The 13,564-nt window shown below is 41.7% G+C and carries 11 protein-coding genes and 1 tRNA gene; 6 read left to right on the plus strand and 6 right to left on the minus strand.

Annotated features, from left to right (window positions below; all coding sequences use genetic code 11):
• Window positions 1–787: 787 nt before the first annotated feature.
• Together COR50_RS01865 and COR50_RS01870 are read left to right on the plus strand one after the other, a co-directional pair.
• Window positions 788–1,339 (plus strand): hypothetical protein, encoded by a 552-nt coding sequence (locus tag COR50_RS01865; protein WP_098192398.1) that lies wholly within the window; start codon window positions 788–790, stop codon window positions 1,337–1,339.
• A gap of 341 nt (window positions 1,340–1,680) precedes the next feature.
• A complete protein-coding gene (locus COR50_RS01870; RefSeq protein ID WP_098192399.1) occupies window positions 1,681–2,163 on the plus strand; it encodes a hypothetical protein in 483 nt (160 codons plus the stop codon).
• A 295-nt stretch (window positions 2,164–2,458) separates the two neighbouring features.
• Here the strand turns inward: COR50_RS01870 and COR50_RS01880 are convergent, their stop codons facing one another.
• The 4 genes from COR50_RS01880 to COR50_RS01895 all read right to left on the minus strand — a co-directional run bounded on the left by COR50_RS01880 (window position 2,459) and on the right by COR50_RS01895 (window position 6,989).
• Window positions 2,459–3,760 (minus strand): ABC transporter permease, encoded by a 1,302-nt coding sequence (locus COR50_RS01880; RefSeq protein WP_098192401.1) that lies wholly within the window; start codon window positions 3,758–3,760, stop codon window positions 2,459–2,461.
• Between the two features lie 24 nt (window positions 3,761–3,784).
• Window positions 3,785–4,702 (minus strand): ABC transporter ATP-binding protein, encoded by a 918-nt coding sequence (locus tag COR50_RS01885; protein WP_098192402.1) that lies wholly within the window; start codon window positions 4,700–4,702, stop codon window positions 3,785–3,787.
• Window positions 4,703–4,888: 186 nt separating this feature from the next.
• Window positions 4,889–6,445 (minus strand): NAD(P)/FAD-dependent oxidoreductase, encoded by a 1,557-nt coding sequence (locus COR50_RS01890; RefSeq protein ID WP_098192403.1) that lies wholly within the window; start codon window positions 6,443–6,445, stop codon window positions 4,889–4,891.
• A 154-nt stretch (window positions 6,446–6,599) separates the two neighbouring features.
• A complete protein-coding gene (locus COR50_RS01895; protein WP_098192404.1) occupies window positions 6,600–6,989 on the minus strand; it encodes a DUF3127 domain-containing protein in 390 nt (129 codons plus the stop codon).
• A gap of 544 nt (window positions 6,990–7,533) precedes the next feature.
• Here COR50_RS01895 and dnaA point away from each other — a divergent pair.
• On the plus strand, window positions 7,534–8,967 hold the full coding sequence (gene dnaA, locus COR50_RS01900) for a chromosomal replication initiator protein DnaA (protein WP_098192405.1): 1,434 nt from the start codon (window positions 7,534–7,536) through the stop codon (window positions 8,965–8,967).
• Between the two features lie 147 nt (window positions 8,968–9,114).
• Window positions 9,115–9,203 (plus strand) — tRNA-Ser (locus COR50_RS01905).
• A gap of 342 nt (window positions 9,204–9,545) precedes the next feature.
• Here the strand turns inward: COR50_RS01905 and COR50_RS22645 are convergent.
• Both COR50_RS22645 and COR50_RS01910 read right to left on the minus strand, forming a co-directional pair.
• A complete protein-coding gene (locus COR50_RS22645; RefSeq protein WP_262496285.1) occupies window positions 9,546–9,671 on the minus strand; it encodes a hypothetical protein in 126 nt (41 codons plus the stop codon).
• Window positions 9,672–9,810: 139 nt separating this feature from the next.
• On the minus strand, window positions 9,811–10,995 hold the full coding sequence (locus COR50_RS01910; protein ID WP_098196064.1) for an MFS transporter: 1,185 nt from the start codon (window positions 10,993–10,995) through the stop codon (window positions 9,811–9,813).
• 655 nt (window positions 10,996–11,650) lie between these two features.
• Between COR50_RS01910 and COR50_RS01915 the strand changes: the two genes are divergently transcribed.
• Both COR50_RS01915 and COR50_RS01920 read left to right on the plus strand, forming a co-directional pair.
• Entirely contained in the window at window positions 11,651–12,559 is a 909-nt protein-coding gene (locus tag COR50_RS01915; RefSeq protein ID WP_198405758.1) for an EboA domain-containing protein, read from the plus strand.
• Between the two features lies 1 nt (window position 12,560).
• Window positions 12,561–13,547, plus strand: coding sequence for a TatD family hydrolase (locus COR50_RS01920; protein ID WP_098192406.1), 987 nt, complete (start codon window positions 12,561–12,563; stop codon window positions 13,545–13,547).
• The last annotated feature ends 17 nt before the right edge of the window (window positions 13,548–13,564 follow it).

The following is a 13,564-nucleotide window of genomic DNA, read 5'->3' on the forward strand; positions in this document are numbered from 1 at the left end:
TTATCAAGGTTAAACTTTAAAACATTTTTCACATAATATTTGCATTTTTGAAAATATTCACATAGTTTTAATGCACTAAACTGTATAACACTATAGTTAAACAGTATCCCTAGCAAATAGGATTAAACAAAAAACAAACCAGAATCTAAGCATTTAAGGCGTTTGACTTTATAAGTTCCACATTATGAAATGCAAGGGAACACTGAGCCAAATTGCATTTCAGAGTTTATCCAAATAAAAACAAAATCTTTATAGAGATCTGCTTAATTTAGGCATTATTTTAGTACTAGATAAAGAAAGCAACTGCTAACAAGAAGACAAATCAGTTTCGTATTATCGTTTGTTAATAAGCCGTGTTGCTAACTCCCGGAAGGGTTAAATTGTAGGGGAAAATTTAAAAATATGATGCCCGGTTTGGAGAATTATCAATTTTAATGATATATTGCAAAAACTGGTATCAAAACACAAGATCTAAATTTTCAATTGCTTACAATCAATCAGAAAATAAAACTACAAGATATTACGCACCAGCTTGACGCTCATGGGCTCGTGTAAAGTTTATCCTGGTTACTAATCAGGTTTTAGAATGGCGGAAGGAGAGGCACTTGTGCCTCTCTTTTATTTTACGCTCGCAAGGTATTGATAAACAATCGTTAGCCCGGAACTTCAAAGCATATCTTTTACTTATACAACTTTTTTATGGAATACTTGTTTTTTATCATATAACGGATTCAAAGGATTTGTATATTTCTAATGCTATTAGTCTGACCGAAAAAGCCTGGGACCTATGAGTCATAGTATCTTTTGTTATCAATCTAAAATAGGTCGACCACTGAAGGAAGAAGCCCTTTTCCTGGTCAAAAACCAATTGGAGATATTGGGTAATTGCGAAAAGAACGTCGCGATGCAACATAAAATTGTGTCCGCGATCTCTGAAATCCACCCGGGTATGGTCGTTGTTCCATTCAACCATGCCGTTTTAGCATTGGTACAAGAACTGAGCCCTGAAGAGGCGGCTTACCTGTACGACCATATAGATATGTATTCCCCGGAAGGGGAAACACCCGTGCAATTATCCGTACTGCATCACCTCGTCACTATTACCATCGAATCATGGCCGCTGAAGAAAAGCGACCAGTTTTTTATTTACCTCGGGAAGTTTATCAAGGCTATCCGCGAAACTGCCGGTTATTTCGTGTATGATCCGCAACTGGATGTTGCTTTTGACCCTTCGCAAGATAATTACAGGCGATTAATGCATTATATCGCGGAAGAAGAACATATTCACCAAGGCATTATCAGGGAGAAACATGCTAAACCTTGGTACAAATTCTGGTAACCCTACCCGGGAATTAGCCATTTATTAACATTTATACATCTTCAAGAATACCTCTAATCCCAGGCATTCCAAAATTAACGCAACGAATCCGCCCCTTTATTTGTTACATATCAAGTAACTGTAGCTCAATAGGTAATAATTTTATTTAAAAGTCCGCCTACACTTACTTTTCCAGCTGTCATCTTTAATAAATTCAAATTCAAACTGATCGTACAAACATCATTTTTTTATTATCAATAACAAACGCTTAACAATTAATTTCCAGAAAATGACTTTATTTAAGCTGGTTAGCTGAACATTACAATCATTAGGATCCTATAGCTTATATAATTACATGTAAGATGATATTCTTGGTTAAAAACAACAGTACAGACATCCCGTTTAAAAACACGAGCCATGTTCCTTCCCATCAACAAGGGATCAAGTTACCCGATGCCGAACAGTTCGGCTATGTTAAATACGGCTCTAATGAATGGTACATGCAAACTATTGCCCAGGATGGGTACAAGGTTAAGGTGAATCAGTTTAAGATCCGGGAACCGATTATTTTATTACCGGATAACGCCGCGTCTTGCCATGCCTTAGTTTACATTGAAGCGGGAAAATTCGCGGTACGAATCCCTAGATGCGAAGAAGCCATCGTGCACGTCAAGACAGGGGAATTTAGGGAAGCCAGCCTTCCTGCCAGCGGCATAGAACTGCAATTCAATGCCGGCTATTATTGTATCAAGCATATTGAACTAACCGAAACCGGCATCCCGGGGCAGGAACTGAAAAATATGATGAAAATCCTCGCAGATATACCGGTAAAAGTTCTAGGCTAGGTAGTCTATACAAACTTACAGCGCATGAAAAAGGGCAGACTTAAAGCCTGCCCCGGTAATTTATGATGTCTTTTTATCACCCTGCGGCGGTAAGACATATTTTACTAATATTATAGCGATGGCAATCAAGAATAATATTGCGCCAATTATAAAACAAAAATTATAAATAACCGGATCATGGTTCTTTACAAAACTGTAAGCCCCCATCATGATTAAGCTTAGCGATATAATCAGCAAAATAGCAATCAATATGATGTACCTGGTCTTTTTCATCCTAATGGTTGGTTTCGTCTTATCAATTCTTACGGAAAATCCACTTTAAGGCCTCTCCCCATGTTACTTTCTTCCCGTACAACAATATGCCCGTACGGTAAACCCTACCTGCCACCCAGGTAGTAAATAAGAATCCTATTACCAAGATGCCCATCGACAAAGCCAGTTGCCAATAAGTGACAGTACCCGGCACCCCGTATGGAATCCTCGCCATCATCACCACCGGCGATGTGAAAGGTATAATACTTCCCCAAACAGCCAGGCTGCTATTTGGATCTGTAACCGCTTTCATCATGATAAGGATCGCTATAATGATCGGTAATGTAATCGGGAATGTTAAGCCTTGAGCATCGTTCGGATCTTCGTTCACCAAGCTACCTACAGCCGCAAACAAGGAAGAATAAAATATATATCCACCCAAGAAGTAGAATACGAAACAGAAAGTAATCAACGGCCAGTTAGCGCTCAATTGGATATGCTGTAATTGTTGCGCGATGGCCACTCCAGCCGAGGGATTAGGGGAGTTAGCTTGCGCCGCAGCTAACTCTGCCGGGCTGATAAACAGCGGCACCAGGAAGGCCAAACCGTAAATCAAACCAATCCAAATTATGAATTGCGTTAAACCAACAGCGCCGATACCCAGTATCTTACCCATCATCAATTGAAAAGGTTTCACGCTGCTCACCATCACTTCCGCGATACGGTTCATCTTCTCTTCCATTACACCGCGCATCACCATCATTCCGAATAACAGCAGGATGATATAAATGATAAAACCGCTGGCATAACCAATTACCAAGGATATTTCCGCGCTACCTTCCTTCTCCTCTTTACCGGTTTTACTGATAATATCCACATTAGAACGGATATCATCCAGCTTTGATTTATCGATCCCTGCCTTCTCCATGCGTAAATCTTCAATCACGTTGTTGATCTTCGATTCGAGGGAACTTTTCGTCATGATGTTTAATTGCCCTTCACCGTAGTAAACGATGTTGGGAGGACGGTTTAAATTATCCATCTTCGGGATATGCAGCAACCCGGTAAATCCTTTCTCTGCATAGCTCGTGCGCAGGGAATCAAACGGCAACTGGTCATTGAAGATGAAGTGTTCGTTTTGCCCGTCAGGAATACGGTTTTCAAATAATTTACTTTCATCAACCACTACGATTCTTTTTTCAGCATTACCGGTCCTGGCCAACAGTGCCGGCACAACCATCAGGGCAATGATGAAAATGGGGGTTAAGATTGTAAGCACCAGGAAGGATTTTTTCCGAACCCTGGCGAGGTATTCCCTTTTTATGATGAGCCAAATTTTATTCATGGTAATAGTTTTAACTGGAGTTAATTAAGCAGCGTCGTTGGTAATCTTTACTTGTTCAATAAATACTTCACTGATCGTAGGCAATACTTCTTCGAAATAAGTGACCTGTAAATCGTGGTTAATGAAATGCTTGAGGATGTCGTTGGTTTGACTGTCCTCGTTCACCTTTACGATTAGCGAGTTACCATCTTGTTCGATGATGGTAAAATGATAAGTCGCGAGTTGCGCGGGATTGGGTACGAGCCCCAATTTGATTTGGAACAGGTGCTTCTTGAAGTCCTGCTTGATCTGCTGTACTTTACCGTCCAGGATTTTCTTACCGTTATTGACCAATACGATATGATCACAAATTTCTTCCACTTGCTCCATCCTATGCGTAGAGAATATGATGGTGATCCCTTTCTTGGCCAATTCAAAAATTTCGTTTTGGATCAAGACAGAGTTGATCGGATCCAAGCCGGAGAATGGCTCATCCAAGATCAACAACTTCGGCTCATGCATCACGGTAGAGATGAACTGTACCTTTTGCTGCATCCCTTTACTAAGTTCTTCCACTTTCTTATCCGACCAGCTATTGATTTGAAATTTATCAAACCAATATTTCATTTTCAGGCGGGCATCTTTGGAAGACATGCCTTTCAATTGCGCCAAGTACAGGACTTGTTCAGCAACTTTCATCTTTTTATACAAGCCCCTTTCTTCCGGCATATAACCGATATCGGCAATATCCCTGGCAGGATCAAAAGTTTGGCCGTCAAACAAAATCTGCCCGTTATCAGGATAAAATATTCCCGTGATCATGCGCAGCAAAGTTGTTTTACCGGCGCCGTTAGGCCCAAGCAAACCGAAAATGCTTCCTTTCGGAATCGAGAAGCTAATATCATCTACCGCTTTCTTGGTAGCATAATTTTTTTCCAGGTGATTAATTTCTAATAGGTTCATAGCAAGAATTAATAAGACCAAATTACATGAAGTATATAGCTACTGCAATAAAATTACACGAAAAGGAGCTTTTGAGAAACGAACAGCCGGATTCAGTGTACCAGCTAACGGTATAAAAGGTACAAAAAAAACCTTTCCCATGAGAAGGGGAAAGGCTTTTCCCGGTAAATAATATTTAGATCAGGCTTAAATCGCCCTGCTGATAGCCAATGCGACCCTCTCCCCATCCATCGCGGCAGAAACGATGCCACCGGCATAGCCTGCCCCTTCTCCGCATGGATACAATCCTTGCACCTGTGGATGCATCAAAGTATCCTTATCACGCGGAATCCGCACCGGGGAAGATGTTCTCGATTCTGTTGCCACCAATACCGCTTCATTGGTAAAATAGCCGCGCATCTTCTTTCCAAAGGCTTGGAAGGCGCCGGCCAACCTCGTATGAACAGCCGCCGGTAGGACTTCCCGTAGGTTTACACTATTCAATCCCGGTATATATGAACAACCCGGCAATGATGCCGATGTTTTATTATTTACAAAATCTGCCATCCGCTGTGCCGGCGCAACAAACTTACCGCCCCCGGCTTCGTAACAATCACGTTCAACAGATTGCTGGTAAAGCATTCCGGCCAAAGGTCCCGCTTCTTTAAATATCTCGAAATCCTGCTCATCTACCGTTACCACCATGCCGGAGTTGGCATACGGATTATTTCTTTTCGAAGGAGACCAACCGTTCACTACCAGCTCACCCGGATCTGTTGATGCAGGCGCAATAATGCCACCAGGGCACATACAAAAAGAAAATACACCGCGGCCCTCTACTTGTTCTACCAGGCTATAACTAGCCGGGGGCAAGTAATCGCCCCTTGTTGCGCAATGGTACTGCGCACTGTCAATTAAAGATTGGGGATGCTCAATGCGTACGCCCAGTGCAAAAGGTTTTGCTTCAACAAGAACATGCTGTTCATGCAACATCCGGAAAATATCCCTAGCGGAATGTCCCGTGGCCAGTATTACGTGCCCCGCATCGAAAACACCCGATTGTTGTGTTTGTACACCTTTCACCTTACCCTTGGTCAGCACCAGGCGATCTACCTTTTGCTCAAAATGTACTTCCCCGCCGCAGGCAATAATTTGTTCGCGCATGGCGGTGATAATATGCGGCAACTTGTTGGTACCTATATGCGGATGCGCATCAAATAAGATATTCTCTTCAGCACCGAAGTGATGGAACAATTGTAAAATACGGTTGATATCACCGCGCTTATTAGACCTGGTGTATAATTTACCGTCGGAATAAGTCCCGGCGCCACCTTCCCCGAAGCAATAGTTCGAGTCGGGGTTCACGGTACCGGTTTTATTCAGTTGAGCCAGGTCTCTCCTGCGGGCACGAACATCCTTCCCCCTTTCTAACACGATGGGTTTGATGCCCAGTTCTATCAGCTTCAACGCGGCAAATAAACCCGCTGGGCCGGCGCCGATGATGATAGCGCGGGGTGCATTAGCCCGGACTTGATTAAAATTAAATTCAAGATGTTCCCTTTGCTGGAAAGGTTCATCGATAAAAACTTTCAGTGTAAGTACGTAGTAAGCTTGCCTAGAACGTGCATCAATAGAGCGTTTCAAGGTTTGAATACCGGAGATGCTTTGTTTTTTAACAGCAAGCTCGGCAGCGGCAGCTTCCAAGATAAAAGCGTTGTTAGCTGCTTCGGCAGGCTTTAACTTGAGAGAGATTTGTTGGATCATCTGTTAACTTGTTAGGTAATTATCCTAAAAAAATTGTGGGAACAAAGATACGTTAAAGGTTGGAGTGTAGGGTTATAGGCAACAAAAAATCCCGGCAAATACCGGGACTTCATGTTTCTCACTAATAAATATCTTATAAATAATCTATATAGAATTAAAATGGAAGATCATCATTAGTTTCGGAAGAGTTGCCGTTAAAAGCTTCTTGCGAAGTGTTGTAATTCGGTTGAGGATCAGCTCCAGGAGCGGCTTGCATCATGGATTCCATGCGCCAAGCATCGAGGTTGGTGATATAGTTTACGCGGCCATCTTTTTCCCAGCGGGAACCTTTGATGTTGAAATACACTTTCACCATATCTCCTTCGTTGAATCGATCAACGATGGCAGTTCTATCTTGAACTGCTTGAAATTTAATATAGTTTGTAATAACGCGGCCATTGAAATCTTCCGATTTCTCGATAACAAACTCTCTTGTTTTAAAAGTTTCACTGCGCTGTACCGTGTTATATTTCACAATCAGCTTTCCGGTAATTTCAAAGCTCATGGGTAAAAAATTTTAAAAAAGTATGCGATAGCGTCAAAGATAAGTTATTCGACTTAGGTACGAACAATTACTTTTACACAACTTATTCTCAAAATTAAATAACCTTTCATACATTTGCGTCCGCTTTCTAAAAAATGCGGTAGAACATATTTATATATGTACTGCAAAAATGGTCCTGGGAATTTATCCTGGACATGGGAACGGGACTTAGATATTACCATCGATGCTATTTTACCAGCAATTGTGATTAATTTCTATTATAAGGTAAACTGTTTTTCAAATCGGTTGTTAATCATACAACTATAAACTTTGAAAAAACTGATAGAATGCAGATGGCATAAGGGTTTGAACAAATCGACTTGCAAGCTTGCATGACGTTATTCATATTGTAATTATTCGAAAAAAAACAAGGCAGATAAATTTTTTTTTTCAACATTTTCTACAGATATTCGTCATCCTGTCTAAAATTTTTCAATGCACTTTCGATTGGAAAGTTTGAATTCGAGAACACCCTAATTAATAAACGACTAATTATTATATCTACATGAATAAAACTTGCGAACAAGTTTGGGATAGGTGTCTGAATATAATCAGGGATATAGTGGAATGGCAGCCTTTCAAGACTTGGTTTGAACCCATAAAACCTGTAAAGCTCGAAAATAATGTTTTGACGATACAGGTCCCCAGCCAGTTTTTTTATGAATATCTTGAAGAGCATTATGTTGGATTATTAGGAAAAACCATTAAACGTGAATTAGGGAAAGAAGCGAGATTGGAATACCGGATCGTTGTAGAAAACAGCATCCCCCATCAACACGCCAAAACCGTGAACATGCCCACACAGTTTACCAGGTCTCAAAAGGAAAGTGAAGTAGACTTTCCCTTGACCATCCACAACCCGGTCAAGAACCCGTTTGTAATACCCGGCATTAAAAGGGTACAGATTGATTCCCAGTTGAATCCGAACTACACTTTCGATTCTTATATTGAAGGTGATTGTAACCGCGTAGCCCGCAGGGCCGGCAAAACGGTCAGCGATAAGCCCGGTGGCACCTCCTTTAACCCCCTCGTTATATATGGCGGTGTGGGTTTAGGTAAAACCCACTTGGCACAAGCGATCGGTAATGAAGTGAAACGTCAAAGCCCCAACAAGGCTGTATTATACGTGAGTGCCGAAAAATTTATCAATCAATTTATCGATCACTCCAAGAATAACATCATCAACGACTTTATACATTTCTATCAATTAATAGACGTATTGATTGTTGATGATATTCAATTCTTTGCAAGGGCAGAAAAATCGCAGGACGCTTTCTTCGCGATATTTAATCACTTGCATCAATCCGGCAAGCAATTGATCTTAACATCCGACAAGCCTCCCAAGGATTTGGACGGTGTACAGGAACGCCTGTTGAGCCGCTTCCGCTGGGGACTAAGTGCAGATATCCAGGTACCTGACTTCGAGACCCGCATGGAAATATTGGAAATGAAAATGCGCAACGATGGATTGGAGATGCCGAAGGAAGTTGTGAAGTACGTTGCCTATAATATTCAAAGCAATGTTCGCGAACTGGAAGGCGCCCTGATCTCATTGCTCGCGCAGTCGTCTTTGAACCGCAAAGAAATAGATTTGGACTTAGCCAAGAGAGTGTTGAAATCGTTCGTGAAAACATCATCTAAAGAAATCACGATCGACAGCATACAGAAAATGGTATGCGAATATTTTGATGTGCCTTATGAAAAGCTTTTACAGAAAACCCGCAAGCGGGAGATCGTTCAAGCCAGGCAAATTACCATGTACCTAGCGAAATCATTTACCAAGAATTCCCTGAAAACCATCGGGGAACATTTTGGAGGCCGGGATCACACTACCGTGATACATTCCTGCCAAACCGTGAAAGATTTAATGGATACGGATAATAATTTCCGCGATAGCGTGATCGAACTGCAACAGAAAGTACAGCTCGCCGCCATGTAATTCGAGAGAGCATAACTCATTGAAAAACGCCGGGTTACGTAACCCGGCGTTTTTCATATATCGGAAATTGGAAATTTTAAAAAAAGTGAACGAGTCTTTTGGAGATTTCAAAACTTTGTTTACTTTTGCATCCCCACACAAGGGAACGGTGAGATGCCTGAGTGGCCGAAAGGAACGGTTTGCTAAACCGTCGTACGGGTTAAACTGTACCGAGGGTTCGAATCCCTCTCTCACCGCGAAGTTTTTAAAAACTAAAAAGCCGCTGCTAGAGCGGTTTTTTAGTTTTCGTGCATATTATACGAGCATTCTTCTTTCTTCTTTACGACCCACTAGTGGCTTCATATCCGGCAGTTTTTTAACGGTTATAAAATTAAAAAACGGTACTTAAAAAATACAATTGCTGATACTTGCTATATTTCCCTTGCAGTAACGCTAAACATCTACAGGACTCTTTCAAATTTTCTTTTCATTGAATAAAGCAACAGCATTGAAAATTTATCATTGTTGTCCGACTAAAAATGCTTTAAAGGCACTTGAATTCCTTACCTGGTCAAGGATATAAGCGAAGGATGATACATTCACCCCCCGCCAAGAGAACCGTGGAACTTCGCACCGTTGATAGCGAAGGGTAGCTTGGCCATACAGTAGTAGAAAGGCCAGATCGAGCGATCAAATTGGCGGCCGTAATGCCAATTTGTGCCCATTTTTCGTGCTTTTTTGGGTAAACAAAAAAGTACAAGAAACGAGCAGATGAACATTGAATCGAACTATTGAGGGATCAAATTGCTCCCCGGTTAAAATTTAGTCGGACAACAATGAAAATTTATATATACTTATGCTACTTTAATTAACCATTATTGTCTTAACCCTCGCCGGTTTTTCCCTATCATATTTATACATATATCTCAATCCTACCATAACCCCGATCAACGCCATGAACACACCCACCAGGGAAGGATAATTATACCCTAAACCATAGGTCAACGGGATACCGCCCAGGTAAGCGCCTGCCGAATTAGCTACGTTGAAGGCCGCTTGCAAAAACGCCGCCGCCATCATCTCCGAACCGGGAGCCGCTTTCATTAACATGATATTTAAAGGGGAACCGGTAGACATTGATAAGCCGCCGCAAATAAACGTCAATAACAAGGATACCGTTTTATCTTCCGAAAAGAAGAAAACCGCTAACAGGGAAACCATCATCAATGCCAATAAGATCGTCGTTGCTTTAGAGGCGCCAATCTTATCGGATAAATAGCCCCCCAGCAAGTTACCAACTACCATACCGCCCCCGGCTAATGCCATAATGTAAGTCATATTCTCCGGCTTAAAACCGGAAATACCCGTCATTAAAGGGCTGATATAACTGAACCAGGTAAATAGCCCGCCGAAACCGATCGCGGTAATAATTAATACCATCCAGGTTTGATTATTCTTCAGGAAACGCAACTCTTGCAGTGGATTTGATTCTTCTTTCCCTTCCATCGATGGCAACCAGGTATACAGGAATAGTAAGGTTAATAAACCGATGAAAGTCACAATCGCAAAATACCAGCGCCAATGGAAATGTGTACCGACGTACGTCACCAATGGCACCATTGCCAAGTTGGCCACCGTAAGTCCTGAAAACATAATCGAAATGTATTGCGCTTCTTTACCCTTCGCGGCCAACTTGGAAGCGACTACTGCACCGATGCCGAAAAAAGCGCCATGTGGTAAACCTGATAAAAATCTTACCAAGAGCATCAGGGTATAATTAGGCGCCACGATAGACAAACCGTTAAATAATATAAAAATCCCCATCAGTACCATCAACACTTTCTTCGGGGGGAACTTCACGGAATACAGGATGAATAAAGGCGCACCGACCACCACCCCCAGGGCATATGCAGAGATCAGGTGTCCCGCGGTTGGGATATCTACCTGCAATGAATCCGCGATAGATGGCAACAAACCCATGATCGTAAATTCCGTTGTTCCGATGGCTAAACCTCCTACTGCTAAAGGGAGCACTCTTTTATCTACCATGATTATCTTATTTAACGGGGCCAGCAATATAACCTGTCGGCCGGGCATTTAAAGAAGCCGCAAAGTTCTTAAATATTTGGGCTTAGTGGTAATTATTTAAATATTAGGCAACTATTACTAAAATAATTTCAACAGGCCATATTGCAATTGTTCCTACAATATTGGCCGGTTAAAAGTCCTAACGAGCTTTTAGAAAATGAAATATTATCAACTGAATCCCAAACAGGCAACATAAACAAAGTACTACCACCTAAGTTGGATTTCCCGATATCCTTACATCACGGGAAACCCGGCAATTACAGCCCTTTTATAAATTATAAATTTTCATAACTTGATATTAATCACACGAAAAGAGGGGTTTAAAATTGCAAGTTTTTCTGTTATTTTGAAGAGCAGAGAAAAAAATAAGATTCATAACAATTGATTTTTCAATAATTCCGGGGTGAAAACACGCTAGGAACATTTTGGTAGATGTTAGTATATTACCTCGCATTCCATGAAAACTGGTATACCTGTGTTTAAATTCACACATTATCAACCGATTGTAAGGTATAATTAACGGTTGTAGCTTGAATTTAACTGTTTAACATTTTTCCGGGATGTAAATATTTGTTTCCAGTAGCTTTATCTCCTGGTTTAATTTAAGGTTTAATGTATGGAGTATTTATATGATGTAGATACGGCAAAATCGTTGTTATTAGAAATCATCAAGTTAAACTCGGATGAAAAGTCCTTGGTATGGCTACATGAGAAATTGACCCGTTATAAGGAAAACCCTCAATTGCAGATATTCAATACTACTTTTACGGCTATTCCAAGGTTTATAGGGAAAGCTAATATCAGCAATTATTTAGATAATGATCATTTCGAACGCATCATACCGGGATGCTATTATTCATATACTCTCTTTACAACGGATCAACTGGCGCGGTTATGGTGGCTAATGCAAATACAGGTGAACTCGAAAGAAGCCTATTGTAAAGCCATTGAACAACTGTTCCTTTCTGCCGAGATGCGCGAGCTGGTGGCGCTGTACAAGTTCTTACCTTATTACGCTTACCCGGAATACTGGGTTCATCAAACGAAGGAAGGAATCCGTTCCAATATCGGCTACGTATTGGCCGCCATCATGGAACATAATCCTTACCCTGCCAAATACCTGGATGAAGCTGCCTGGAACCAACTCGTACTAAAAGCCTTTTTTACAGAGATGAAAGTAAGCGCTATAAATGGTCTTATGGAAAGGGCGAACCCTACCTTAGCGAGAATCTTATGGGATTATGCAAACGAGCGGAGATCCGCCGGGCGCAGGGTACCTAACGGGCTCTGGAACTTGGTAGGTCCATTTGCCGATACCATTGATTGGCAAAAATTAACGGCTTTTTATGACGGGTCACCGGGGGAAGAAAAGAAAGAAATGGCATTAGGACTATCGTTAAGTCCATCCGGGCCTATCAAGGAATGGCTGGATGCTACCGGGTTCGGGGAAGATATAAAATCCGGTAAGATAAAATTAGAACCAGGTTGGACAGCACATCCACCTTCAAAATTTAATAACATTTGATATGTGTTGCAGTCACGAATTATCAGAAAAAGACTTACAACCAATAACTGTTCACGCAGGTTGGCAAGAAAATATTAAAGGCATGCGATTTTTTGATCCGCATGTGCATATGACTTCCAGGACGACCGATGATTACCAAGCAATGGCGGATGCCGGTGTGGCAGCCATCATTGAACCGGCCTTCTGGCTTGGTCAACCGCGGACAGGGCTTGACAGTTTCCGCGATTATTATTCCAGCCTGGTAGGATGGGAAAGGTTCCGTTCTTCGCAGTTTGGCATCAAGCATTATTGTACGATAGGGCTTAATTCCAAGGAAGCTAACAACGAAAGGCTGGCAGAGCAGGTAATGGAAATATTACCCCTTTTTATTTATAAAGAAGGCGTAGTGGGCATAGGTGAAATCGGGTTCGACGATCAAACTGCCGCCGAAGAAAAATATTACCGCGCACAGTTGGAACTGGCCAAGGAAGCGCAATTGCCAGTTCAAATTCATACCCCTCACCGTGATAAAAAAAGGGGCACACAACGCAGTATGGATATTGCAATTGAGCATGGGATTGATCCTTCCATGGTAATCGTGGATCATAATAATGAAGAAACGGTGAAAGAAGTGCTAGACCGGGGCTTCTGGGCAGCTTTTACGATCTACCCCTTTACCAAGATGGGAAATGAAAGGATGGTAGCCGTAGTACAACAATACGGAAGCGAGCGGATCATGATTAATTCCGCAGCAGACTGGGGCATCAGTGATCCCCTTGCCGTACCAAAAACTGCCGCTCTTATGAAGGTTAATAATATTGCCGATGCCGATATCCGCCTCGTTACATATCAAAATGCGATTACCGCTTTCGCGCAAAGCGGCCAAATTAACGTGGCTGATTTTGAACAGGCGCAGCCGGTCAACCAAAGCCTGGATTATCAAGGCAATAAAATATTAAGAGGCGGGCAGCAACCGAGAATAGATAAAGAAGATATTATCATACGCTAGTATCAACTATTATCCCT

It is taken from the genome of Chitinophaga caeni, from assembly GCF_002557795.1.
GTDB lineage: Bacteria > Bacteroidota > Bacteroidia > Chitinophagales > Chitinophagaceae > Chitinophaga > Chitinophaga caeni.